This window comes from Ruminococcus sp. NATIVEDY160, assembly GCF_045819885.1.
Classification (GTDB): Bacteria; Bacillota; Clostridia; order Oscillospirales; family Acutalibacteraceae; genus Ruminococcoides.
The window spans coordinates 1,165,554-1,190,585 of sequence record NZ_CP162391.1 but is presented as its reverse complement, the minus strand read 5'-3'; the positions used below and the strand labels follow the sequence as shown (position 1 = coordinate 1,190,585).

27 protein-coding genes and 2 tRNA genes are annotated in these 25,032 nt (G+C 49.0%); 14 read left to right on the top strand and 15 right to left on the bottom strand.

What is annotated here, in order from left to right:
- Positions 1-7: 7 nt before the first annotated feature.
- The 4 genes from folE to AB1I49_RS05815 form a co-directional block, all read right to left on the bottom strand.
- Entirely contained in the window at positions 8-571 is a 564-nt protein-coding gene (folE, locus tag AB1I49_RS05830; RefSeq protein WP_407721603.1) for a GTP cyclohydrolase I, read from the bottom strand.
- Between the two features lies 1 nt (position 572).
- A complete protein-coding gene (queE, locus tag AB1I49_RS05825; RefSeq protein ID WP_186833111.1) occupies positions 573-1,226 on the bottom strand; it encodes a putative 7-carboxy-7-deazaguanine synthase QueE in 654 nt (217 codons plus the stop codon).
- Positions 1,214-1,648 (bottom strand): 6-carboxytetrahydropterin synthase QueD, encoded by a 435-nt coding sequence (queD, locus tag AB1I49_RS05820; protein ID WP_407721602.1) that lies wholly within the window; start codon positions 1,646-1,648, stop codon positions 1,214-1,216. Before queD ends, queE begins: the two co-directional genes overlap by 13 nt.
- A gap of 181 nt (positions 1,649-1,829) precedes the next feature.
- Positions 1,830-2,624, bottom strand: a complete 795-nt coding sequence (locus tag AB1I49_RS05815) for a hypothetical protein (RefSeq protein ID WP_201427528.1) — start codon at positions 2,622-2,624, stop codon at positions 1,830-1,832.
- A gap of 196 nt (positions 2,625-2,820) precedes the next feature.
- Between AB1I49_RS05815 and AB1I49_RS05810 the strand changes: the two genes are divergently transcribed.
- The 6 genes from AB1I49_RS05810 (at position 2,821) to AB1I49_RS05785 (ending at position 7,599) form a co-directional block, all read left to right on the top strand.
- Positions 2,821-4,302: a DUF1846 domain-containing protein gene (locus AB1I49_RS05810; protein ID WP_201427527.1), complete on the top strand. Its 1,482-nt coding sequence runs from the start codon at positions 2,821-2,823 to the stop codon at positions 4,300-4,302.
- Positions 4,303-4,316: 14 nt separating this feature from the next.
- Positions 4,317-5,183, top strand: coding sequence for a Bax inhibitor-1/YccA family membrane protein (locus AB1I49_RS05805; protein ID WP_407721601.1), 867 nt, complete (start codon positions 4,317-4,319; stop codon positions 5,181-5,183).
- A gap of 136 nt (positions 5,184-5,319) precedes the next feature.
- Positions 5,320-6,336 (top strand): DnaD domain protein, encoded by a 1,017-nt coding sequence (locus AB1I49_RS05800; RefSeq protein ID WP_201427525.1) that lies wholly within the window; start codon positions 5,320-5,322, stop codon positions 6,334-6,336.
- Positions 6,337-6,350: 14 nt separating this feature from the next.
- Entirely contained in the window at positions 6,351-7,343 is a 993-nt protein-coding gene (locus AB1I49_RS05795) for an ATP-binding protein (RefSeq protein ID WP_186833117.1), read from the top strand.
- Positions 7,344-7,417: 74 nt separating this feature from the next.
- Positions 7,418-7,491: transfer RNA gene (locus tag AB1I49_RS05790), tRNA-Gln, on the top strand.
- Between the two features lie 31 nt (positions 7,492-7,522).
- Positions 7,523-7,599: transfer RNA gene (locus AB1I49_RS05785), tRNA-Pro, on the top strand.
- 89 nt (positions 7,600-7,688) lie between these two features.
- Here the strand turns inward: AB1I49_RS05785 and dapB are convergent.
- The 3 genes from dapB to asd form a co-directional block, all read right to left on the bottom strand.
- Complete coding sequence (gene dapB, locus AB1I49_RS05780) at positions 7,689-8,450, bottom strand: 4-hydroxy-tetrahydrodipicolinate reductase (RefSeq protein ID WP_186833118.1); 762 nt, start codon at positions 8,448-8,450, stop codon at positions 7,689-7,691.
- 69 nt (positions 8,451-8,519) lie between these two features.
- The gene (gene dapA, locus AB1I49_RS05775) at positions 8,520-9,416 is read right to left on the bottom strand and encodes a 4-hydroxy-tetrahydrodipicolinate synthase (protein WP_186833119.1); all 897 of its coding nucleotides are present in this window, start codon (positions 9,414-9,416) and stop codon (positions 8,520-8,522) included.
- 16 nt (positions 9,417-9,432) lie between these two features.
- Positions 9,433-10,518, bottom strand: coding sequence for an aspartate-semialdehyde dehydrogenase (gene asd, locus AB1I49_RS05770; RefSeq protein WP_186833120.1), 1,086 nt, complete (start codon positions 10,516-10,518; stop codon positions 9,433-9,435).
- Positions 10,519-10,743: 225 nt separating this feature from the next.
- On the opposite strand from asd, the gene queA reads away from it, so the two are divergent.
- The 6 genes from queA (at position 10,744) to AB1I49_RS05740 (ending at position 17,888) form a co-directional block, all read left to right on the top strand.
- Entirely contained in the window at positions 10,744-11,769 is a 1,026-nt protein-coding gene (gene queA, locus AB1I49_RS05765; protein ID WP_186833169.1) for a tRNA preQ1(34) S-adenosylmethionine ribosyltransferase-isomerase QueA, read from the top strand.
- Positions 11,770-11,810: 41 nt separating this feature from the next.
- Positions 11,811-12,941 (top strand): tRNA guanosine(34) transglycosylase Tgt, encoded by a 1,131-nt coding sequence (gene tgt, locus AB1I49_RS05760; RefSeq protein ID WP_186833121.1) that lies wholly within the window; start codon positions 11,811-11,813, stop codon positions 12,939-12,941.
- Positions 12,942-13,019: 78 nt separating this feature from the next.
- Positions 13,020-13,424: a preprotein translocase subunit YajC gene (gene yajC, locus AB1I49_RS05755; RefSeq protein ID WP_407721600.1), complete on the top strand. Its 405-nt coding sequence runs from the start codon at positions 13,020-13,022 to the stop codon at positions 13,422-13,424.
- Between the two features lie 52 nt (positions 13,425-13,476).
- Complete coding sequence (locus AB1I49_RS05750; RefSeq protein ID WP_186833122.1) at positions 13,477-13,860, top strand: TIGR04086 family membrane protein; 384 nt, start codon at positions 13,477-13,479, stop codon at positions 13,858-13,860.
- Between the two features lie 189 nt (positions 13,861-14,049).
- The gene (locus AB1I49_RS05745; RefSeq protein ID WP_407721599.1) at positions 14,050-16,158 is read left to right on the top strand and encodes a YARHG domain-containing protein; all 2,109 of its coding nucleotides are present in this window, start codon (positions 14,050-14,052) and stop codon (positions 16,156-16,158) included.
- Between the two features lie 2 nt (positions 16,159-16,160).
- Positions 16,161-17,888, top strand: coding sequence for a hypothetical protein (locus AB1I49_RS05740; protein ID WP_186833124.1), 1,728 nt, complete (start codon positions 16,161-16,163; stop codon positions 17,886-17,888).
- A gap of 39 nt (positions 17,889-17,927) precedes the next feature.
- On the opposite strand, the gene AB1I49_RS05735 is transcribed toward AB1I49_RS05740, so the two are convergent.
- Both AB1I49_RS05735 and AB1I49_RS05730 read right to left on the bottom strand, forming a co-directional pair.
- A complete protein-coding gene (locus AB1I49_RS05735; RefSeq protein ID WP_407721598.1) occupies positions 17,928-18,809 on the bottom strand; it encodes an RluA family pseudouridine synthase in 882 nt (293 codons plus the stop codon).
- The gene (locus AB1I49_RS05730) at positions 18,802-19,074 is read right to left on the bottom strand and encodes a DUF1294 domain-containing protein (RefSeq protein WP_186833126.1); all 273 of its coding nucleotides are present in this window, start codon (positions 19,072-19,074) and stop codon (positions 18,802-18,804) included. The genes AB1I49_RS05735 and AB1I49_RS05730 overlap by 8 nt, the downstream gene beginning before the upstream one ends.
- A 22-nt stretch (positions 19,075-19,096) precedes the next feature.
- Here AB1I49_RS05730 and AB1I49_RS05725 point away from each other — a divergent pair, with 22 nt between their 5' ends.
- Positions 19,097-20,305: a glycoside hydrolase family 10-like protein gene (locus AB1I49_RS05725; RefSeq protein ID WP_407721596.1), complete on the top strand. Its 1,209-nt coding sequence runs from the start codon at positions 19,097-19,099 to the stop codon at positions 20,303-20,305.
- Here AB1I49_RS05725 and mtaB read toward each other — a convergent pair.
- Positions 20,297-21,592 carry a tRNA (N(6)-L-threonylcarbamoyladenosine(37)-C(2))-methylthiotransferase MtaB gene (mtaB, locus tag AB1I49_RS05720; RefSeq protein ID WP_407721595.1) on the bottom strand — a complete coding sequence of 432 codons (1,296 nt, stop codon included), beginning with the start codon at positions 21,590-21,592 and terminating at the stop codon, positions 20,297-20,299. The two genes, AB1I49_RS05725 and mtaB, sit on opposite strands and share 9 nt — an antisense overlap.
- A 136-nt stretch (positions 21,593-21,728) precedes the next feature.
- On the opposite strand from mtaB, the gene AB1I49_RS05715 reads away from it, so the two are divergent.
- Positions 21,729-21,968: a hypothetical protein gene (locus tag AB1I49_RS05715; RefSeq protein ID WP_316611470.1), complete on the top strand. Its 240-nt coding sequence runs from the start codon at positions 21,729-21,731 to the stop codon at positions 21,966-21,968.
- A gap of 56 nt (positions 21,969-22,024) precedes the next feature.
- Here the strand turns inward: AB1I49_RS05715 and hisE are convergent, their stop codons facing one another.
- From hisE to AB1I49_RS05690, 5 genes are read right to left on the bottom strand one after another with little or no spacing between them, the layout of a single operon-like run.
- Entirely contained in the window at positions 22,025-22,357 is a 333-nt protein-coding gene (gene hisE, locus AB1I49_RS05710; RefSeq protein WP_186833129.1) for a phosphoribosyl-ATP diphosphatase, read from the bottom strand.
- 8 nt (positions 22,358-22,365) lie between these two features.
- Positions 22,366-22,680 (bottom strand): phosphoribosyl-AMP cyclohydrolase, encoded by a 315-nt coding sequence (hisI, locus tag AB1I49_RS05705; RefSeq protein ID WP_316609477.1) that lies wholly within the window; start codon positions 22,678-22,680, stop codon positions 22,366-22,368.
- Entirely contained in the window at positions 22,680-23,399 is a 720-nt protein-coding gene (hisA, locus tag AB1I49_RS05700; protein ID WP_186833130.1) for a 1-(5-phosphoribosyl)-5-[(5-phosphoribosylamino)methylideneamino]imidazole-4-carboxamide isomerase, read from the bottom strand. The genes hisI and hisA overlap by 1 nt, the downstream gene beginning before the upstream one ends.
- Entirely contained in the window at positions 23,400-23,978 is a 579-nt protein-coding gene (gene hisB, locus AB1I49_RS05695) for an imidazoleglycerol-phosphate dehydratase HisB (protein WP_186833131.1), read from the bottom strand.
- Positions 23,975-25,030, bottom strand: coding sequence for a pyridoxal phosphate-dependent aminotransferase (locus AB1I49_RS05690; RefSeq protein WP_186833132.1), 1,056 nt, complete (start codon positions 25,028-25,030; stop codon positions 23,975-23,977). The genes hisB and AB1I49_RS05690 overlap by 4 nt, the downstream gene beginning before the upstream one ends.
- Between the last annotated feature and the right edge of the window lie 2 nt (positions 25,031-25,032).

Below are 25,032 nucleotides of genomic sequence, written 5' to 3'. Positions count from 1 at the left end.
ATTCTCCTCATCTCAACAGCTCACGGAGAGCCGCGTCGTCCCTGAACGCCCCGAGATATGTAGTAGTATATGTTTTTGCGTTTGAGTTCTTTATGCCGCGCGCGGTCATGCAGCTGTGACAGCCACTGATCGTAACGCCGACATCGGGAGTGTCCGCCGTTTCGGATATGATCTCAGCTATATCCCTTCCGATACGTTCCTGTAACTGCAGACGCTTTGCAGCCATATCGCAAATACGCGCGATTTTGCTCAGTCCGAGAACCTTGCCGCGCGGAACATAGGCGACGTTGACGCTCATGTCATACATCAGCGCGAGATGGTGCTCGCAATAGCTGAATACGGTTATGTCGCGCATTATAACAGCGTTTTCTGACTCAGGCAGACAGTCATTATCAAAGGTCTTGCCGAACATCTCGGCTATTTCGTGGTTGGAATACGCTATGCCCTCAAGCATTTCCCCGAGCATTTTCGCGACTCTTTGGGGAGTTTCGCGCAAGCCTTCCCTGTCGGGATCCTCACCGATTGCCTCGAGGATTCCCTTTACGTGTGCTTCGATTGCCTTTGTATCCATATTAAACACCTCTCTTTTCGGGCGACCAGATAAACTTATGGAGTTGGAGCTGTATTCTGACACCGTTCAGGTTTCTTTCGGTCATAAATTCAACAATACGCGCGGGTTCGATTTTGCCGAATACGGGACTGAAATAAACGTGGCAGCGGTCGATTAGCTTAAATCTATCTATTATTTCAGCCGCTCTGTTCAAGTCCTCTTCGCTTCCGACAACGAATTTTACACTGTCGTGACTGTTCAGCAGCGCGAAGTTTGCGGTATTCATGTGATTTTCCATACCGCTGCCGGGCAGCTTGTAGTCCATTGTGAATACGGGTCTGTGTTCAATCTCCGCTAACCGTGAGAACGGCACACTGCCGTTTGTTTCTATCTCGACGCGGCAATCCTTCAACGCGGCAACAAGCGGCTCAATATCCTTTTGCAGCAGCGGTTCGCCTCCTGTAAGGGTGACGTTACGGACGTTGACGGATTTAACCCATCTGACGAGCTCTTCTACTGAGGTCGGTGATGCTTTTGCGTCAGGCTCGTTTGCCCATGCCGTATCACAGTATGAGCAGCAGAGATTGCAGCCCTTGAAGCGAATAAAAACCGCCAATTCTCCCGCGTGAGCTCCCTCGCCGTTGATACTTACGAACCTTTCAACTACCTCAAGCATGGCTCCTCCTCGTAAACAGCGCAGTTATCGGGCGTTTCATATACGGTTACGCTCCTGACAGGCAGACCCTTCTCGCGCAGAGCCACATAAAAATATCTTGCAAGGTTCTCGGCTGTCGGACGGAACGAAAACTCGATAACACGGAAGTTTTCATCACGGAGCGCTTCCATTGTTTTTGGCTTTAGACTGTTTTTCTCGATAATGAGCGCGTGGTCAAAGCTGTCGGCAAGCGCTCTCAGTTCGCGCTTGAGGTCGCCGAAGTCGATAACCATTCCTCTCTTCTCTCCCTTATCGATCAGCTTTTCGCTGCAGACGCAAGCCTCTACCGTCCAGCGGTGGCCGTGGATATTTGAACATTTGCCGTTATAGCCCGACAGAAAATGCGCGCTGTCAAACGCTGCTTTTGTTTTCAGCAGATACATTCTTTCACTTCCAAAAATAAAAATGCGCCTGCCAAGACAGACGCATCTCAATACAATTATTATTGCAGGGCGCAGTTATCCCGCGCTTCAGATGCCCTGGTTTTATTTAACGACAGGATGGCGCAAACGAACTGTCGGGAACTTCGGTTCCATAGATATTATAGCATTAAAATCCGCTTTGTCAATTATATATTGACAGGTAGTAATTCAAATCAAATACAGCCTCTTTTACAAGCTCGGCTTTTCCCTCGGAGTCGACGTTGAGCTCGACCACATAGTTCACGGGCTTGCCGTCCTCCTTTTCCTGAACAAGCAGAACATAGTTTGTGCCCGATACGACCTGTGTGCCCAGAACCGTTATAGGCGTGTATTCCTTGGTCATAACACTGTCGAGAGCTTCCTTGAGTGAGTCCTCCAGAACAGCGCCTTCGGTAATTTCGACGGTCTCCCACGAATCCACAAGAGCTTCGCCCGCTGACTCAGCGGTTTTAACATTATCGGGGTGAACCTCGATAATGGAAGTGAGCTTGGCCTTTCCGTAGAGGTCGGTGTATGTAACCGCAATATCCCATGTTGTAACAGGATTGTCGGCGACGGTCGTGTCAAGACAAAGGAAAGCTGAATAGGTGCCCTTTACAACCTGCTGAGCGAGCAAAGCAACAGGCTCCATGTTAAGGCTGTCAAAGGAATTGATCGACTTCCTGAACTCCTCGTTCTGTTCCTTTGTAACAACAGGCTTGACGTCTTCGTCAATATTCCAGCCTCCCGCAACAGAGGATTCCTCTGCTGAGCTGTCGGTTTTTGAGCTTTCTGAGCCCGAGCTTTTTGACGACGCCGCTGATGTGGCTGATGTGGCGGTCTTTTCGGTTGCCGCTGACGACTGAGATGATGAAGATGATGACGACTGTCCGCATCCGGTCATAACAGCCGTTGAAAGCACGAGCGCGGACAATAAAACTGCGATTATTCTTTTCATATTTTCACTCCTAAAAATACCTGTTTAGGCAAATACATGGTTATTATATCACAACATTAATGAAAAGTCACTCTTTATCTTATAATTTTTTTATTTTCCGATAAATTCGTTATGCACCCGCTATGAAAAAATAATTGATTTTTGTAAATATAGGTGATATAATTAAACAGAGTTTTATCTCTCAGGAGGTTAAGATATGAAAATAGGATTTGATAATAATCAATACCTGGAAACGCAATCGCAGCATATCCGTGACAGAATCGATAAATTCGGCGGAAAGCTGTATCTCGAATTCGGCGGCAAGCTGTTTGACGACTACCACGCTTCAAGGGTTCTGCCCGGCTTTAAGCCCGACTCAAAGCTGCAGATGCTCATGCAGCTCAAAGATGAAGCAGAAATAGTAATTGTAATCAACGCCGATGATATCGAAAAAAACAAGGTTCGCGGCGATCTGGGCATTACATACGACCTTGACGTATTCCGTCTGATCGATCTGTTCCGCAGCCGCGGCCTGTGCGTCAATTCCGTCGTGCTCACACGTTTTGCAGAACAGCCCACAGCCGTAAAGTTCGAAAAGCATCTGATCGGCAACGGAATAAACGTTTACCACCACTACTCTATCCCGAATTATCCCACCGATGTGGATCTGATCGTCAGCGACGAGGGTTACGGCAAGAATGATTTTGTTGAGACCTCCAGAAAGCTGGTCGTAATCACCGCACCCGGCCCCGGTTCCGGAAAAATGGCGGTTTGTCTTTCTCAGCTCTACCACGAGCACAAGCACGGCGTTAAGGCTGGTTACGCAAAGTTTGAAACCTTCCCTATCTGGAACCTTCCGCTCAAGCACCCTGTTAACGTCGCTTATGAAGCCGCTACAGCCGATCTGAACGATGTAAATATGATTGACCCGTTCCATCTTGAGGCTTACGGCAAAACCACCGTAAACTATAACCGCGATATTGAGATCTTCCCTGTTCTCAACACCATGTTCGAGCAGATTCTCGGAGAATCTCCCTATAAATCGCCTACCGATATGGGCGTTAACATGGCGGGCAACTGCATTATCGACGACGAAGCCGTTTGTGCCGCCGCGAATCAGGAGATTATCCGCCGCTATTACGCCGCTCTCTGCAATCACACCAAGGGCGTCGGAGCTGTTGACGAGGCATACAAAATCGGTCTGCTGATGAAACAGAACAAACTGACTACCAACGACCGCAAGGTTGTCGCCATCGCCCTTGACAAAGCCGAGGCTACAGGCGCGCCCGCAGCGGCTATTGAGCTGGCTGACGGAAGGATCCTCACGGGCAAGACGACTAATCTTCTTGGAGCCTGTGCCGCAATGCTGCTCAACGCTCTCAAATCTCTCGCGAAAATCCCGAAAGAGGTCGATATCATCGACGCGGCGGTAATCGAGCCTATCCAGAAGCTGAAGGTTGAGAACTTCGGCTCTAACAACCCCAGGCTCCACACCGACGAGATCCTTATCGCTCTTTCGATGTCTGCCGTAACGAATCCGACCGCAAAGCTCGCTATGGCACAGCTGCCGAAGCTGCGTGACACCGAAGCTCATGCGACTGTTATCCTCTCGGAAACAGATACCCGCACTCTCAAGAAGCTCGGCATCCGTTTGACCACTGAGCCTGCCTATGAAACAGACAGGCTTTACAGAAAATAAACAGGAGGTAAATTATGAATAGCACGAACAAAAACAACGCCAGCAGCACAGCCGCAAAAGAAAAGCAATCCTTTTTCAGATCGAACCCCGTTATCAACCGTCTGAATAAGGTTGAGGAAAGAGCCGGCTACGATGAGAAAGCGGCAGGCTACGGCAGAATCACGATCAAGACAGCCTTCTTCCTTCTCGTCACCGTCGCAGGAATGATGGCGTACCTGGTTATGAACGCGACTGTCTTCGCAAACCAGCCGCAGGAACTGGCATTCAACTACAAGGGCTTTGAGGTCAGCACATCCTTCATGCAGCTCGGATTTTTCGTAGGCGCCTCTATTCTGGCAATAATCACTCAGATCATTTCCGCGTTTGCAAGACCGATTATCCCTGTTACCGGCACGATTTACTCGTTCTGCCAGGGCTTCGTGATTTCGTTTATCGTATTTACCGTCATCAAGGGTTATGAGTATCTCGGTCTTCTGGCGCTCGTAATTACAGTCGCTATCGTTCTGACGATGGGAATCCTCTATTCGGCAAAAATTATCAAGGTAACCAAGAAATTCAGAATGGTTATGCTCTCACTTTTCGTCACAATGATAAGCGTTTCGATCATCAGCTTCCTCGGATACCTCATTCCCTTTACCAGACCTTTTGTAGCGAGCATTCTCGGAAACTTCTGGATTTCTCTCGGACTTACGATTATCTCTATTATCATCGCGAGCCTGTTCCTTATCACTGACTTTGCCACAATCGATCACGTTGTAACAAACAAGCTTCCCGCAAAATACGAGTGGTCAGCGGCATTTGGCCTTGCCTTCACCGTTCTCTGGATTTATGTTAAAATCCTTGACCTGCTCATTCAGATCGTCGGTCACAGCAAAAATTAAAAAAATTATCTGCCGCTGAGGTTTCTCGGCGGCAGTTTTTTATCGGGACAAAAATTTGTATAATTCTATTTTCTTATTTCAAACATGGTTTTATATGGTATACTAAAGTTTGAATAAGATATAGGAAGTAGATAGAATGTCGGTAACGATAAATCTCGGAGCATGGCGCTCCGTTTTCGCTGTGCCCTCAAAAATTGTCGACGAGGGTCTTAAATTCTCTGACGGCGTAAAGCTTAAGGTACTGCTCTATGTGCTGCGAAACGCTGACAAGGAGCTTGATAACAAGGATATCTCTGCCTGTACGGGCGTGAATGTAACTGATATTCCCGAGGCTCTGGATTACTGGGTCAATATGGGTATTTTGCAAAAAAGCGATCAGGTTTACACGCCTGTTAATAATTCTATAGTAGAATTATCAACAACACAGGACGAGCCTGTATTCGAAGAAAAAACTGTCGCGGAAGCGCCGTCGACAGAACCCGAAAAACCCCGTTTCACTGTTACAAAACCGCAAAAACCCGACTATGTGTTTACGGTTCAGCAGTTGGCAGTCGACGAAGAGCTGAAAATTCTTGTCAGCGAAGCTCAGACCGCCCTCGGCAAGGTGCTATCAAACGCGGATATCTCTACCCTGCTGATGCTCAAGGACACCTGCGGACTGCCTCTCGACGTTATTCTCATGCTTATCCAGTACGCAATCAGTATTGACAAGGGCAACATGAGAACGATTGAACGGCTCGGCGTTTCATGGGCAAACGACGGCGTTAATTCTGTTGAGGAAGCAGACAATAAAATAAGGCTTGCTACTCAGCGTACAAAATGCTATTCAATCGTCGCCTCGGCATTCGGTCTGAAAAATGCCGGCTCACCCAGCAAAAAACAGCTCGATTATTGCAGCACATGGGTCACAGATTGGAAGTTCTCTCCCGATATGCTGCGTGAAGCGTATGAGCGCTGTGTGGACTCAAAAGGTGAAATGAAATTCAACTACATAGACGGTATTTTGAAGCGCTGGCACAACAACGGCATTCAGAACAAAAACGACCTTGCTGATTTTGAAAACGCAAAAAAGAAAAAAGAGCCTGCCTCAACCTCAAGCTCTTATGATATCGACGAGCTTGAACAGATAAACAGACTTGAAGATTACGAATAAAACTGGAGTTTGCCATGGGATACAGCATCAGAATTCAAAAAAAGGCAGCCGATAAGCTGGCTCAAAGACGACTGGCTGCAAAACGCGATTCGGATTTCAGACGCGCGGAGATTTTCGCAAAGCTTCCGAGAGCAGCCGAGCTTGAAAAAGGAATAGCTGCCAGCGGAATCAGAGCCGCAAGAGCTGTTGTTTCAGGCGGCAATGTTAATGCGGAGCTTGAAAAGCTGAAAAGAGAGAACCTTGCGATGCAGGATGATCTTAATCAGCTTCTGGTTTCAAACGGATACACCTCAGACGCGCTCGAGCCCGATTATACCTGCAAGCGATGCTCTGATACAGGATATTACGATGAGAACGGCAGAACGCTTATCTGCACCTGTCTGAAGCAAACACTTACCGAATGTGCGTGTGAGGAATTGAACCGCCACGCTCCGCTCAGGCTTTCGACCTTTGACAGCTTTAAGCTCGACCTCTACCCCGATGAAACAGACGTAAACGGAATAAATCCGCGTCAGCACATGGAACGCGTCGTTCGCTACTGTAAAGGATACGCAAATAATTTTACAACCGAATCAAAGAGCCTGCTGATGTGCGGTGCGACAGGACTCGGCAAAACCCACCTCTCCCTGGCGATAGCAAACGAGGTTATCAGACGAGGCTACGGCGTTATTTATGTTTCAGCGCCCGCTATTATTGCTCACTACGAAAGTCAGATGCGCCAGAGAAGTGAAACCGACGAACTTCTCGACATGGCTACAGACTGCGACCTGCTGATTATCGACGACCTCGGCACGGAATTTATCAGCCAGTTCTCAGTTTCGCACATTTACAACCTGATCAACTCCCGCCTGCTCACACGCAAGCCCGTTATCATAAACACAAACTTCACAATGCGCGAGCTGGAGAAGACTTATTCGAACAGACTGGTGTCACGTTTGAACGGCGAAGCGGAAAAGCTGAACTTTTTTGGCAGAGATATCAGAATTCTGAAAAAAAGAAGCAATTAATTTAAAAATACCCTTGACAAACAGGCAAAAATAATATATAATAATAGACGTTGCATACGGGATGCAAACAACTTAGCGGAATGGTGTAACGGTAGCACGACAGACTCTGACTCTGTTTGTTGGGGTTCGAATCCCTATTCCGCTGCCAATAGCCTCGAGTTTCTCGAGGCTGTTTTTTTCGAGGTGTAGCGCAGTTTGGTAGCGCACATCGTTCGGGACGATGGGGTCGCAAGTTCGAATCTTGTCACCTCGACCATCAGAGACGGTTTTTCAGCCGTCTCTTTTTCTTTATATAGAAACCGACTCAGAACACTGTTGTTCCGAGCCGGCTAATTTTTTATTTAATTAAAACTTATCCGCTAACAGGTCGGACATTGAATACATACCCGCACCCTGCTTTGCGAGGAATACAGCGGCGTTTACCGCACCTACAGCGAATACTTCCTTGGACTGCGCCTGATGGGTGATCGTAACTACCTCATCGTGTCCCGCGAAAATCACCTCGTGCTCGCCGACGATTGTGCCGCCGCGTACAGAATGGATACCGATTTCGTTCTTGGTGCGCTTCCTGCGCATCGTGTGGCGGTCATATATGTACTGCGGCTCCTGCGGAAGCGTCTCGGAAATACCGTCGGCAATCATCAGAGCCGTTCCGCTGGGAGCGTCAAGCTTGAGATTGTGGTGCTTCTCAAGAATCTCGATATCAAAGCTGCCGCCGAGTACCTTTGCCGCCTGCTTTGAAAGCTCAATCAGAAGATTGATGCCGAGCGACATGTTGCCGGAGTAAAAAATCGCTATCTTCTCACCTGCTGCCTTGATTTTCTCAACCTGCTCGGTCGAGTAACCCGTGGTGCAGATTACGCAGGGTACGCTGTGCTTCTCGGCAAAGGCGAGCATTCCGTCGAGAGCGGCGGGATTAGAGAAATCAATGATCACGTCGGGCTTTTCCTGAACCTCGTCAAAGCTCTTGTATACGGCAAAATCGTGCTTATTCTCACCGAAGGCGTCGATGCCGAAAAGCGTCTGAGCCTCGGGATTTTCCTTTACGGCAGAAGCTACGAAATAACCCATCTTTCCGTTGCAGCCGACTATGGCTATATTAGTCATTTTGAAATTCCCCCTTGAATTGATTAGAAAAGAGGGCGGACAAAGCCCGCCCTTTTTGATCTCTATAGTTTATACCTTATCGAGCAAATCGTACTTTGCAAGACAATCCTTGAGGTCGTGATAACCTGCTACGCTCATGGGTACGAGGGGCAGCTTGCACTCGCCCGCATCAAAACCGTAAAGGTTCATAGCGGTCTTGATCGGAATGGGATTGACGTCGCTGAACATAATGTTCATGAGCTCGAGATAGTGGAAGTGCAGCTTCTGAGCCTCGGCAAAATTATTCTCGAGGCAGAGCTGGCAAATCTGATGCATTTCTGTCGGGCAGATATTGGCGAAAACCGAGATAACGCCGAGAGCACCGAGTGACATGAAGGGTACGGTCTGGTCGTCGTTGCCCGAATAGATATCGAGGTTGTCTCCGCAGAGAGAGCGGATCAGCGCTACCTGAGAGATATTGCCGCTCGCTTCCTTGATAGCGCGGATATTATCGTGACGGCTGAGCTCAAGACAGGTCTTGGGCTGGATATTGCAGCCTGTACGCGAGGGTACGTTGTAAAGAATCACAGGAATATCTACAGAATCGGCAATCACGTTAAAGTGCTTTACCAGACCTGCCTGTGAGGTCTTGTTGTAATAGGGTGTTACGCTGAGAATCGCGTCGGCACCTGTCTTTTGCGCCTCACGCGAGAGCATAACAGCAGTTGAGGTATCATTGCTGCCTGTGCCTGCGATAACGGGAATTCTTCCGTTGATCTTCTCAGACACAAACGACAGTACCTCGCAGTGCTCCTTCTCGGAAAGAGTCGCAGCCTCCCCCGTTGTACCGCATGCAATTATCGCATCGGTACCGTTGGCGACGTGGAACTCAAGCAGCTGCTCAAGGACAGGGTAATTAACCTTGCCGTCTGAAGTAATCGGGGTAATCAAAGCTACGCCCGATCCTGTGAAAATGTGGTCTGACATAAAATTTTCCTCCGAATCAATCCATATAACCTTCGGCGCAGAGGAGCTCGGCGAGTAATACAGCGCCGCCTGCCGCGCCTCTTAATGTGTTGTGCGACATGCAAACGAACTTGTAGTCGTACTGGGTATCAGCTCTTAAACGTCCCACAGATACCGCCATGCCGTTCTCGAGGTTACGCTCGCTCTTGATCTGCGGACGGTCGGGCTCTGTGAAGTAGTGCAGGAAGTGCTTGGGTGCGCTGGGGAGCTCAAGTTCCTGAGCTCTTCCGCTGTAGTTCTCCCAGATATTGATGATCTCTTCAACGGTGGGCTTCTTAACGCCGTCCTTGAAGGACATGAATACGGCAGCGGTGTGACCGTCGGAAACGGGGACACGGATGCACTGGGAGGTGATGGAGATATCGTCGGCGTTTACAATCTTGTCGCCCTCGATATGACCCCAGATCTTCAGCGGCTCGTTCTCGGACTTCTCTTCCTCACCGCCGATATAGGGAATCACGTTGTCGATCATCTCAGGCCATGTCTTGAAGGTCTTTCCGGCACCTGAAATTGCCTGATAGGTACAAGCCAATACCTTGTCTACGCCGAGCTCCTTCAAGGGATTAACAGCGGGAACATAGCTCTGAAGCGAGCAGTTGGACTTGACAGCTACGAAACCGCGCTTTGTGCCGAGACGCTTGCGCTGTGCCTCGATAATCTTGATGTGGTCCGCGTTGATCTCAGGAATAACCATCGGTACGTCGGGAGTGAAGCGGTGTGCGGAATTGTTGGAAACGATCGGGCACTCAGCCTTCGCGTAACGTTCCTCAAGAGCCTTGATCTCATCCTTCTTCATGTTAACGGCACAGAAGCAGAAGTCAACCTGAGCGGCAACCTCCTCAACCTTCTCGGCGTCGGTGATAACCATATCCTTGTACTTCTCGGGAAGCTCTTTAGCCATATGCCATCTGCCCTCAACTACGTCGCCGTACTTCTTGCCCGCGCTTCTTGCGCTCGCTGCCAATACGGTTACGTCAAACCAAGGGTGATTTTCAAGAAGAAGCGCAAAGCGCTGTCCTACCATACCTGTTGCTCCGATGATTCCTACCTTGTACTTTTTCACTGTGATTCCTCCGAATTTTTACAAAATTTAAAAAAGCGGTTGCCTATTTCGAAAATTTATATTATTATAGAAACGGCGACTGCCGAGGTTTCAGTACCTCGTTTCGTTTAAGGTACTGATTACTCCAAATATACCTCACTCTATAATATACCATTTTACGCGCTTATTGTCAATTATTTTGCGGCGTAATTGTATTTCAATATTTTAACTTTTTCGGTGATGACTATGAAAACAAGTGATTTTTACTATGACCTGCCTAAGGAACTGATCGCGCAGACTCCTGTTGAGCCCCGCGACAGCTCACGCCTGCTTGTTCTAGACAGAGAAACGGGCGAAATATCGCACGAGCATTTTTATAATATTATTGACCATCTGGGCGAAGGCGATTTGCTGGTTGCAAACGATTCGCGCGTACTTCCGGCGAGAATCTACGGCGTTAAGGACGAAACAGGCGCGAGAGTCGAGTTCCTTCTTCTCAGACAAATCAGCGGCAACCGCTGGGAAACTCTATGTAAGCCCGGAAAAAAAGCCAAGGTCGGAGCGAAATTCAGCTTCGGCGACGGTCTGCTGAGAGCCGAGGTCGCGGAGGTCAGGGACGACGGCAACAGAGTGGTGGACTTTGACTGCGACGAAAACTTCTTTGCCACGCTCGACAAAATCGGTCAGATGCCTCTTCCCCCTTACATTACAGAAGAGCTCAAGGACAAAGAGCGCTATCAGACTGTCTACAGTCACGAGCTCGGCTCGGCGGCGGCGCCTACAGCCGGACTGCACTTCACCGAGGAGCTTATGGACAGGATCCGCGCTAAGGGTGTAAAAATCGCATACGTCACCCTTCATGTCGGTCTTGGCACCTTCCGTCCCGTTAAGGTTGACGACGTTACTAACCACAAAATGCACAGCGAGCACTACGAGATTCCGGCTGAAACTGCCGAACTTATCCGTCAGACAAAGCAGAACGGCGGAAGGGTCATCGCTGTCGGCACTACCTCGTGCCGCACTCTCGAGAGCGTCGCTACTCAGTTCGGCGAAATCAAGGCTTGCGAGGGATTTACAGATATCTTCATTTACCCGGGTTATGAGTTCAAGGTGCTCGACGGACTTATCACAAATTTCCACCTGCCCGAAAGCACACTGATTATGCTTGTTTCTGCGTTTGCGGGATACGACAAAATTATGAAAGCATACGAAACCGCTGTTGAGGAAAGGTACAGATTCTTTTCGTTCGGCGATGCGATGTGCATATTATAAGGCAGTTATAATTTTAGAATAATTCTATTTCCGGAGGAAATATGTATAGATTAATAAAAACCGAAGGAACAGCCAGACGAGGTGAATTTGTCACTCCTCACGGGACGATTCAGACTCCGGCTTTTATGAACGTCGCCACATGCGGCGCGATCAAAGGCGCTGTTTCGGCTCTCGACTTAAAAAATATTAAATGTCAGGTGCAGCTCTGCAACACATATCACCTTCACCTGCGTCCCGGAGACGACAAGGTAAAAGAGCTCGGCGGTCTGCATAAATTCACCCGATGGGAGGGCCCGATTCTCACCGACAGCGGCGGCTTTCAGGTCTTTTCTCTCGCGAAGCTCCGCGACATCAAGGAAGAAGGTGTAACCTTTCACTCACATATCGACGGACGCAAAATATTTATGGGTCCTGAGGAAAGCATGAAAATCCAGTCTAACCTCGGCTCAACAATCGCTATGGCGTTCGACGAGTGCGTAGAAAACCCTTCGCCCTACGAGTACACCCGCGACAGCGTTGCGAGAACTACACGCTGGCTGAAACGGTGCGTTACAAAAATGAACGAGCTTAATCAGACCGAAGGCACGATTAATCCGAAGCAGATGCTGTTCGGCATCAATCAGGGCGGCACCTACCGCGACCTGAGAATCAATCACATGAAGGAAATCGCAGAGCTTGACCTCGACGGCTACGCAATCGGCGGACTGGCTGTCGGCGAGCCTACCGAGGTTATGTATGAGATAATCGAGGCGGTCGAGCCTTTCGCTCCCAAAGACAAAATCCGCTATCTGATGGGTGTGGGTACTCCCGTCAATATTCTCGAGGCGGTTTACCGCGGCGTAGACCTTTTTGACTGCGTCATGCCGAGCCGCAACGCAAGACACGGTCAGCTGTTCACATGGGACGGCGTGCGCAACCTCAACAACGCGAAATACGAGCTTGACGAAAACCCTGTTGACCCGCACTGCGACTGTCCTACCTGCCGCAATTTCTCAAGGGCATATATCCGTCACCTGCTTAAAAGCGGCGAGATGCTCGGAATGCGGCTCGCGGTAATGCACAACCTGTATTTTTACAACAATCTCATGGAAATTATCCGTACCGAGCTCGACAACAGCACGTTTACGGCGTTCTATGAAAAATACAGGAACATTCTCGGCGTGAGAATTTAAAAAAATTTCAAAAATGGCTTGCAATCTATGGGAATTGCTGTTATAATCAACTTATTGTGTTGAAAGGAATGAAGTTATATGTTTATGTATTCAGCAGCTGACGCACAGCAGGCAGGCGGCCTTTTCGGCGGCAACAGCATGTGGGTCATGATTTTAATCTACGCAGCAGTAATCGCAGGTATCTACTTCTTCTTGATCCGTCCTAATTCCAAGAAGAAAAAAGAAGAAGCTCAGATGAGAAACTCCCTTGAAATCGGCGACGAAATTACAACTATCGGCGGTATTATGGGCAGAGTCGTCGCGATCAAGGACGACGAGGACGCTATCATCATCGAGACAGGCTCCGACAGAGTCAAGATGAAGTTCAAAAAGTGGTGCATCTCCACCGTTGACACCGTAAAGGAAGGCCCGCAGACCGCGGCTGCCGAGAAGAAGGGCTTCAGCTTCTTCAAAAAGAAGAAGGAAGACGACACAAAAGAATAATTCTTTACTTCCCCGAATATCATTTACAAGATGATATTCGGGGTGGTTTTTTATGTCTGACAAAAAGAAGCTGATAAAATCCGTTTCCCTGGGCAGTCTGTGCGGAGTACTGGGCTGCGTGATACTGATGTGTATTTTCGCGGTAATCATGCTGACTTCGGGCTTGCTCGGCGCTGAGCTGACGGATTACATTATGGTTGCCGTCACAGCACTCGGCGCGCTCGGCGGCGGATTTGTCGCGGCTAAGCTCAATCACGGCGCCGGGCTGGTGGTCGGAGCGATAACGGGCGCGGTTATATTCCTGTTGATTACAATTGCGGGTCTGTCAAAGGGCGGAGAATCCGTCACCGCTTTGACGGGAATCCGTGCTGCCGCTGTAATCCTCGGCGGAATCGCGGGCGGGATATGCGGAGTCAAAGAGAAAAAAGGTTTTTAGAGTGAATTGCAGTGGTCAGTGACTCAGTTTTTTGAGACGCTGACCACTGCAATAATTTACATGGATTATAACTATTTCTTACAAATTGGAAATAACAGTGGAAAAATAAATAAATATATGTTATAATACGATAGAATATCAATTTTTAATTCGAATTAAGAAAAATACATATGAAAAGGAGTTAGTAACATGGCTAAAATCAAATTGCCCGCAGCATTGAGCGATTGGAAGGTTCTCGCTCTTGTTTCGGACACCGATGAAGGCGAAATTTACAGTCTTGTCAACAGAAACGATGACAGCGTAAAGGCTAAACTCGCCTACTATGAATTCGCGGACGAGCTGTATAACCAGGAAGATATCGATTTTATCAAGGACGAAGCCGGCTTTGTCAATACGGTAAGAGCCCTCGGCGATATCACTAATTACGTAGACGTATGTGTTGAGGACAACCCCGACAAAAAGCAGTTGAAGCTCTATATTGTCACCGACGGCAGCATTCCCCTCTCGGACAAGCTCAACAATAAGGAATTCAGCGAGAACGAGGTTGTTGATTTCGGTATTCAAATGAGCGAGATCCTCGAGAAGCTCGAGGCTAACAACATCTATCACGGCGACATCAAGCCCTCAAACATCTATGTCACAGCTGACGGAAAATACAAGCTCGGCGGATTTATGGACGCGGAGAGCCTTGACGACAACGCAGGATATCTCGCGCCCGAGATCAAAAACGGCGGTCAGGCTGACTTCACTACAGATATCTATTCTCTCGGTCTGCTGATGTACGGCATGTGCAACAACGGCAAGCTGCCCTTTGAAAACGAGGGTCTTTCGCCCGAAAAAGCAGCCGAAAAACGTTTGAACGGCGAGAATGTTCCCCCGACAGCAAACGGCAGTCAGAAGCTAAAGAGTGTTATTCACATCGCCTGCCAGCCCGAAAACAAAAACCGCTGGAAAAACGCGGGCAATATCAAAAACGCTCTGCTTTCCATTAAAAATGAGTCAGAAAATCAACCTGAAATGATCGTACCCGAAAGCACAGACTTTGAGGGCAACATTTTTGAGCAGAAAAATAAAAAGACCGACGGTGACACAAAGGTTATTCCGGTAGTCGCTCCTATTCCCCCTGTTGACGCTGCTCCCGAGGAAAAGCCCGAGGGTTCCGCTGACGACGCTGCGAATGATACAACGGATAAAGCGTCTGACGAAGCTGAATCCGTCGACGACATCAAGCCCTCGTATCAGGAGCCTGAAATCGACAACAGAGTCTTTGACGACTACAAAAACCAGACAAAGATATTCACCATCGACCAGCCTTCGGGCGCAAAGGAAAAGGATTACGGCTCGTACTTTGACGATTATGAGGACGTAAAGCCGTCAGCGAAGAGCGTTGCGATTCAGGACTTTGATCCGTTCGCCGCTGTTACCGAGAACGATAACTATAAAGATGAAAAGAAAAGCAGAAAAGGACTTATTATCGCGATTATCGTAGGTATCTGCATTATCCTCGCGCTCCTCGCGGCGCTCGGGTTGATCGCCTGCAACAACGGCTTCTTCGGCAGCAATCCCTTCGGCGCGTCAAACGATTCAGCAGCGACCGCGACTACCGCAACTGCAGCTCAGGGCAGCACCTCTGCCTCAGACGCGACAAAGAGCACCCAGTCAACTACCGCCGCAGCGACAACCGCTCCCTCAACTACAAAATCCTCGTCCTCTTCATCTGACACCGAAAAATCCGAGGCTGCGGAATACGTAACCGTCAAGGTTGTCCGCGGATACACCTTTGAGCAGGCTAAGGAAATGCTCGAGGCGGACGGACTGAAGATCAGCGAAGGCCGACACAGACCCAGCGACGAATACGACGAGGGTCTTATCATCGCCCAGACACCCGGCGACGGTCATTCTGTTGAGAAGGGCACCACCGTAATCGTTGATATCTCCACAGGTCCCGAATCATCGCCCGAAACACCCGCGACCGAGGCTCCGCGTCAGAGCAGCTCAAGCTCTTCCTCCGACGATAACGTGCCCTTCAGCGCGTGCAAGTACAACACATCTTATCTCAGCCAGAGCGAGGTCAAGAGCATGAGCCACAGCGAGCTCAACATTGCCTTCAACGAGATTTACGCACGCCGCGGCAGAATCTTTACCGATTCCTCTCTTAATGAATACTTCCGCTCACAGTCATGGTACACCCCGAAATACACCGCTTCCGAGTTCTCTCAGAAGGTTGTATTCAATGATTACGAAACCAAGAATATCAACCTCATCTACAACGAACAGCACGCGAGAGGCTACAGATAATCATGAAAGAGAAAATATTGAAATTGCTGAAAAGCAAGCTGTTGTTCGCAGTTGCGCTTAACCTGATTATCGCTATTCTCTGCATCTGGGTTACAACTTTCTCCTACGCCAACAGCAGCGACTATTACAATTCAATATTGATCTGCCGTGACCATTTTTACTACAGCAACACGATAAATTACATTCTCGCGGTGATCGTCGGCACAATCCAGTATGCGATTACCGACATCAACGCATTTGTAATGGTCGAGGTCGCGCTGTCTTTCGCAGCGTTTACCTCAATCACCTTCGTGCTCGCGGACAAGTATAACTACCGCAAGGCGTTTGTGTTCAGCATGGTAATAAACATTCTTTTCGCGCTGAACCACTACTCGGAAATCGACAGCACCAAAACCTCGGCTCTGCTTCTTGCAGGCGGATTCCTTCTCGTGCTCAACGCTATCCGCAACAAACGGTATACCCTTTCCTGCTGGGCAGGTGTGGCAGAGATTCTGCTCGGTACGTTTTACTGTTATGTCTATTTCTTCGTCGCGCTCGCGTTCGCAATCGCATTCTTCTTCGGCGATATGATGGCGAAGAAAAAGTACCGTCTGGACTTTCAGAAGTTCTTCTGGTACTTCCGCCCATTCCTGCTGATGTTTATCTTCATCACTCTGCTCGCACTCGGCGCGAATCAGTTCTCATACTCCATTAACCACTCAACAGATGAGAGTGCTGAATATTACGAGTACGCGCATCTGAGCGAAGCGGTCGACACTCTTCCCTTCCCGGACTTTACCGAGAACCAGGACGAATTCGCTTCGGTCGGAATTGACGACAACTGCGAGTATGAGCTGCTCAAAATGAACTACTACGACGCTGACAAAATGCTCACTACCGACAGTCTGAAAATGGTTCATAATCTGCAGCTCGAAAAAAGCGAGAAAACCGTTCTCTACGCTCTCGGAGATGTTTTCAACGACATCTGGGGACATATTGCCCGCTTTGACGCGTTCGCTATTGCGGGACTTGTGTATCTTTTGATATCAGCGGTGTTTATCGTCTATCACAAGAACCGTTTCTCGTTCTTCCCTTTGTTCTACGCCATAACCGCCTTAGGCTCAAGCGTAGTAATCCGCTATCTTTTTGACGGCGCCGACCACCGGATTTACGGAATCTGGGTATTTATGATCGTTCTGCTGCTCTTCTCATTTAACTTTGAAGTCGAGCGCAGTCAGAAGCCCTCATCAAAGCTGCGTATGAGCAACGGATATATGATAATTTCCTGTGCTGTTCTCGTCGCTCTCTTTGCGGCATATACCACCGTTTATGTATTCAGCCACCCCGACAAGGAGGACGACGCTCCGTGGAATCTGATTACTGAAATCAATCGAAACCCCGACTGCTACTACGTTATGGACAATGACAGCATGTTGGATTTTGACCACTACACCGAAAACTATATCCACCCGCTGTGGGGCTTCCGCTACGGATATCTCGAAAACCTTGACAGCTTCGGGTACTTCCACAAAACGGAAATGCTCAGAAAGCGCAATCTGCCCGAGAACATCTATCAGGCGCTGCTCTCTAATCACAAAATATACGTTATTGATGAAAACATTACCTTCAAAAAGGAAAAGTATTTTAACCTCAACTACGCCGATAAGTATGAAACTATCTCCTATTCTCTTGTCAAGGAGCTGGATAACTTCAAGATTTATGAGGTAGTTGTTGAGAGATCTGAAAACTGAACAAACAATTAAGAGGAAAGGTTTCTGCCTTTCCTCTTGTTATTTTTCTATCAACTTGTCAATCAGCGTTTGCATATCATCGGGAATCGGTGCGGTAATATTGATTTCTTCGCCTGTCACCGGGTGACAAAAGCTCATTTCACCGCAGTGGAGAGCATGCCTGTTTATCAGATCGAGAGAACCGCCGTACAAATCGTCGCCGAGCAGCGGATGACCGAGATGGCTCATATGACAGCGGATCTGATGCGTCTTTCCTGTTTCGAGCACCAGCAAGATAAGAGAGTAGTCGTCACCGCTGAAAACAGACTTGTAGTGCGTAATCGCAGGGCTGCCGCTCTCAACTACATGGCGGACAATTTTTGAGTCGTCATGCAGACCTATAGGCTTGTTTATGGTGCCTCTTCCCTCAAGCCTGCCGTGGACAAGCGCGAAGTAAACCTTACGCACCGCTTGGTGCAGCTGAAAAACAGAATATTTATCCTTGGCTATCAGCACAAGTCCCGAGGTGTTACGGTCAAGGCGGTTATGCGCGCGGAAAACGAATTCCGCGCCGTTTTTTTGCGCATATGCGGTTACAAGATTCGCGAGTGTGTTTGTCTGATGCTGCTTAACCGGGTGTACAGGCATGAACGGCGGCTTGTTTACAACTAAAATGTGCTCGTCCTCATAACGGATATCAAAGCTGCCTTCTATCGGTTCAATAAATGAACTGCTTTCATCGGGAAGGTTGATTATTATCTCTGCGCCGGCTGTAACGCGATCTATCGTGCGTAAAATTTTGCCGTCCATCAGGATTCCGTCTTTTTCTCGCTTAAGGCGTGTTATCATTCTTGTAGAAAGTCCGCAGCGGCTCTTAAGGAACCACTTTGCGACCATGCCGCCGCATTCTTCGGGAACGGTAAATCGAAGCGGCTCAGCCATGGATAAACCCCCATATCACAAAAAACGCGACAAGCTGAATTACGATAATCAGCGGAATGCCAAGCATGAACTTCATGTGATTTGTCTTGTGGCGGATAAGCAGCATTGTAATGAACATTGCAAGACTTCCGCCGAGCGCCGAAAAGAGCAGCAGTACACTTTCGCGGATTCTGTATTTATGCTTGCGCGCGCGGCGCTTGTCGCTGACCGTCAGGATAACAGAGATAAGGCTTATCAGCGCGAGATAAATTAATAAGTAAATCATAATATCACCGAGGTTGAGAAATGTGAAGGTAAAAGAAATTGTACCGATTGTCGTCAGTTTTATTTTATTCGGATTATCAGTTGCGTTCAGCGTACTGACTCCGCCGAAAAGCGAGGAACCTGCGTTGCAGGTCGCCGCCACCGCAGAGGAAGCCAGACCAAAACAAGAAATGCGCGGAGTATGGATTACCTATATGGAGCTGAGCATGGAAAACGAGGATAATCAAAGTGAATCAGCCTTCCGCGAGAAATTCGCGCATATGGCATACACCTGCAAGAAGCAAGGCTTCAACACGCTTGTCGTGCAGGTAAGACCCTTTGCCGACGCTCTCTACAGCTCCGACCTATACCCCGCGTCGCATGTACTGACGGGTATCCAGGGAGAAACAGCCGGGTATGACGCGCTAAAAGTGATGTGCGAGATCTGCGGCAACTTCGGACTGGATATTCAAGCGTGGGTAAATCCGTACCGAGTTAAAGTTAACAACGTCCCGAACGAGCTTTGTGATGATAATATATTCGTCAAACATCCCGAGTTGTGCATTGAAACAGACAGCGGGATTATCCTCGACCCATCAAATGCAGACGCAAGACAGCTTATTGAGGACGGTGTGCTCGAAATAGCGGAAAGCTACGATATCGACGGCGTACAGTTTGACGATTACTTCTACCCTGCAGATATCGGAGAAACAGACTATCCAGAATATATGGAGTATCTTGACTCACACCCGTCGAGCGGTCTGAGTCTTGAGAGGTGGCGCGAGCTTAATGTGAACATACTTTTATCTGAGATTTACCTGCGGCTGCAAAACTGCGGTAGAAACGTTACTTTTGGTATTTCTCCTCAAGGGAACCTCGACAACAACGCAAATCTTTCTGCCGATGTTGTCAGCTGGTGCTGTATCAAGGGCTTCGCCGACTACATCTGTCCTCAGCTGTATTTCAGCCTTGACAATCCGAAGCTAGGTTTTGAACAGGCAGCACAGGACTGGTGCGATTTGCCGCTTGCCGAAGGCGTTCAGCTTTACGCCGGTCTTGCGGGCTACAAAGCAGGTACAGACGCGGACGAGGGTACTTGGCTTGAAAAGAATGATATTCTGAAAGCCGAATATAATATTCTGAAAAAGAAAAATGAGTTTTCCGGATTTATGCTCTACAGCTATTCGAGTCTTGAAAACGCGGACGCAGCCGAGGAAATCAAAAATCTGTGCAATGAGCTGAAATCAGACTAACTCGCCCATACAACAGTCATCGCCGACGGAAACCAATCTTACCTTGCAGACCTCGCCGCAGAGCGAATGGTCGTCGGAAATGACATGAACAGGAGTGTAGTTCTTTGTATAGCCCTCGAGATATCCCTTGCGGATCCGCTCAAAAAGAACCTCTTCTGTCAAGCCGACCTGAGAGTTAAGGAATTCTTCCCTCTCGCGGGAAACAAGTTCTCCCATCAGCTTTGCGCGGCGTTCCTTCTCGGCAGGGTCAACCTGATTTGGCGCGTCCGCAGCCTTAGTGCCCTTGCGCTGCGAGTACGGGAAAACGTGAACCTTAGCGAAGCCTACGGACTTTACAAACGCCATCGACGCCTCAAAATCCGCCTCCGTTTCCCCTGCGAAGCCTACCATAACGTCCGTTGTCATAGCCGAATTGTCAAAAACATTTCGCAGGCGGTTGACAATCTCCATATATTCCGCGCTGTTGTAGTGGCGGTTCATCGCCTTTAGTGTCGCGTCACAGCCGCTCTGGAGCGAAAGATGAAACTGCGGACAGAACTTCTCCTGCGCCGCAAGGCGTTTCACAAGCGGCTCGGTCATCTGCTCTGGCTCAAGTGAACCGAGTCTGACCCGGGCGATGCCCTCAACAGAACAAGCGGCTTCCACAGCATCGGCAAGGTCAAAATCCTCGCCCTGACCGTAAGCGGAGAGATTTATTCCCACCAGCACAACCTCGCGGTAGCCATTCGAAGCGAGAGTTTCAAGCTCGCGCTTCAGCTCATCAACGGGCTTTGAGCGGACTCTGCCGCGCGCGTAAGGAATAATACAGTATGAGCAAAAGCGGTTGCAGCCGTCCTCAATCTTGATAAAGGCGCGGGTATGCTCGTTGAAGGACGACACCGTCATCGGCTCAAACTGAGCGCCTTTTGAAATATGGGCGGGTATGTCGACGAGTCTGCCGCGGTTTGAGAGATATTCCTCTATCGCGGGAATCAGGCGCTTTCTCTCGCGGTTGCCGAGAACGATATCGCAGCCTGTGAACCGTTCTGTTTCCTCGGGAAAAGCCTGCGGCATACAGCCTGTAAGGATAATAATTCCGTCGGGATTTACGCGGCGAAGGCGGTTGATCAGCTTGCGGTTTTTGGCGTCGCTTACCGCTGTTACGGTGCAGCTGTTTAGGATGGTGATGTCCGCCTTTTCCCTGTCGTCCGACGGCAGATATCCGTGGGCAATCAAGTCTTCACGCATAGCCTGAGATTCGTACTGATTGACCTTACAGCCCAGCGTTACTACATTAAAATTCATCATTATGGATTCCTTTTTATTGAAAATGTTGATTTTGTAAAACTTTGTAATAATTGATTGAATATTTGCCGTTTAAGTGGTATTATATTACTGTCATAAAGATTATCAACAAGCTATTTTCAGATAATGAGGTGCGCTTATGTATTCACTGCCTATTTCAGCAATGAACAAAAACGGTTTAATGGAGATTTTCGAAATTCTCTCTCACTATCCCAGCCAGATGATGATGCGCAGCGGCGATATCACCGTAGACGCTCATTCACTCATCGGAGTTTTCTCTCTCGACATTCATAAGCCTATCGAGCTGCTGATGGAAAACGAACCTTCCGAAAGCCTCAAAAACGCGCTTTCAAGCTATGTTCTCAGCAGAGTCGGCTAAGAAATTCAATACTCTTTTAGTAATCACAAGGGCGTGCAATGCACGCCCTTTATTTTTTAGCTATTCTTATCTACCTGATGAAAGGTCTTGAGGTTGCCTGTCTTTTCGCTGCGCTTGTCAAGCTCTGCGAGAACGTCCTCAAGCGGAATGCCCTGCTGCACCATCATAACGGTGAGGTGATATATCAGATCGGCGATTTCATAAACGGTTTCGCTGTTGTCGCCGTTCTTTGCCGCGATGATCGTTTCGCTGCACTCCTCGCCCACCTTTTTCAGGATCTTGTCCAGACCCTTGTCGAGCAGGTAGCAGGTGTAGGAGCCTTCCTTGGGGTTGTCGCGTCTGTTTTCAACCGTCGCGTAAAGCGCGGCGAGAATTTCTCTGTCGTTCATATTAAACCTCATTTCAATTTCTTAAAGAAGCAGCTGTGGCTTCCGGTGTGACAGGCAGCGCCTGTCTGTTCAACCGTGATGAGAAGAGTGTCGTCGTCACAGTCGGCGTAAATATCTATAACCTTTTGCAGATGACCTGAGGTCGCGCCCTTGTTCCAGAGCTCCTGTCTGCTGCGCGACCAGAACCATGTAAAGCCTGTTTCAAGCGTCAGCTGCATACTCTCGCGGTTCATGTAGGCGAGCATTAGTACCTCGCCCGTGGACTTTTCCTGCACAATCGCGGGAATAAGCTCCGATTTTACAAAGTATTTATCGAGATCCATCATTTCTTCTCCGTCATTTCTATTGCCTGTCTGAGGTCAAGTGTGCCGCTGTAGATAGCCTTGCCGCAGATCGCGCCGTAAACCTTCAGCTCGGCGAGATTGAGGATATCCTTGAGTACAGCTACACCGCCGCTGGCGATGATATTACAGCTTACGCTTTTGACCAACTCGCCAAGCTGCCTGAGATTAGGCCCCGCAAGAGTGCCGTCCTGATCGATGTCGGTAAAGACTATCGTGCGGACGCCTGCGTCCTCCATGCGCTTCGCAAGCTCTATGTAGTTGATCTCGCTGTTGTCGAGCCAGCCCTCCGCGCGGACCATTCCGTCCTTCGCGTCGATTCCGACGACGATCCTGTCGCCGTACTCCCTGACCGAATCAATTACAAGCTGCGGATTCTTTACTGCCGCCGAACCGAGGATAACACGGTCAATTCCGCGCGAAAGATAATATTCAACCGCCTTCATATCGCGGATACCGCCGCCGACCTCGACCGATAGACAGGAAGTTTTTGCAACATCAGCGATCAAGTCGGCGTTAACGAGCTTGGCGTCCTTTGCGCCGTCGAGGTCAACCATGTGCATCATCGAAGCGCCTGCCTCGGCGAACGAACGCGCCGCGTCATAGGGCGATGAAGCAACCTTGTTCGCGGTGGAATAGTCGCCCTTTAATAGGCGGACAGCGCTGCCCTGATATATGTCAATTGCCGGTAAAATATACAATTATAACACTCCCTTTGTCGATAACGGCTTGCCCGAAGCGTTTTCCTTTACAGCCAGACGCATTGCGTGAGCCGCCGCCTTGAAGAGTGCCTCGGTGATGTGGTGGGAATTGTCGCCGTAAACTGATTTAAGATGCAGGGTGATTCCAGCGTTGAACGCGAACGCGCGCATAAACTCAACGGTCATGGCGCAGTCGTAATCGCCGCAGCGCGCCTGCGGAAAGTCGGCGTCGAACACAAGAAACGGTCTGCCGCTGACGTCAACGGAAGCGAAAGCGAGCGCTTCGTCCATCGGAACATAGAAGCTGCCGAAACGCTCGATTGAGCCTTTATCTCCCAATGCCTCGGCAAATGCCTTGCCGAGTACAATGCCCGTATCCTCAACGGTGTGGTGCTCGTCAACCTCCAAATCACCCTTCACGTCTACAATCAGGCCGAATCTGCCGTGTGTCGCGAAGGAGTTGAGCATATGATCAAAAAAGCCCACGCCTGTACTGATGCTGACCTCTCCTCCGTCAAGGCAGAGAGACAGCTTGATATCAGTCTCTTTTGTTTTTCTGTTTACGGTCGCGGTTCTCATGCTGTCACCTCAAAATATTCTCGTATAGAATTAAGAACCTGCTCTACCTCCTGCCCGGTGCCTGCCGTAATGCGGAGATAACTGCCCATCAGACGGACAACGATGGATTTTGACTTGAGGTAAGCGAAGATTTTCTCGGCTTGGGAGGTGCGGACAAACACGAAGTTTGCGACACTCTCGATCGGAGTGAAATCCTCCTGCGCATTTCCGAGTTCCATCAAACCATTATACAATGTTTCGCGGTTTTTGACAATCGTTTTTTGACGGTTTTGCAAATATTCTTTGTTTTTGAAGATTACCGCGCCTGCCGCCTGAGAAAAGCTATTGACGTTGTAAGGCGATTTTACCGCCTTGACAGCGCGCGAAATCGTTTCATTGGCTACGGCAAAGCCCAGACGGAGCGCCGCTGAACCGACTGCCTTTGACGCGGTGCGGAAAACAATCAGGTTGGAATACTTCTCAACCTCGCTGAGCAAGGACTGATCCCAGAAGTCCATATAAGCTTCGTCGAGAATAACAAGCGCATCGACAGATGTGACAAGCCTGCGCGCTTCATCGGCGGTGATTCCTCTGCCGGTGGGGTTACAGGGATTTGAAAACATCAAGAGCTTTATTCCGTCGCTGTTTACCTTCTCAATCAGTGCGTCAACGTCAATGTCGAGATTGTCGTTCTTGACAAAGGTCTCGCACTCCACCTCACAGATCGAGGAGTAAAAGTTGTACATCGAAAAGTCGGGAGATACAACGAGCATCTTGTCGCCCTTCTCGAGAAAAGCGGCTTCAATCAGGAAAATAAGCTCGTCGGAGCCGTTGCCCGCGGTGACAAGCGCGGAATTTATGCCGTAGTATGACGCGAAAGCCTCAACAACAGAGCTCGCCATCGGGTCGGGATAGCGGTTGAAAGCGAGCTTGTCGATTTCAGCTTTGATATCCTCACGGATAAACTCAGGAAGATTGTCCGGGCATTCGTTCGCGTCAAGACGGATATCATATGTGCCGCTGATTGGCTCATACGGCACAAGGTTTATTATCTTTTTATTTAACGTATACATTA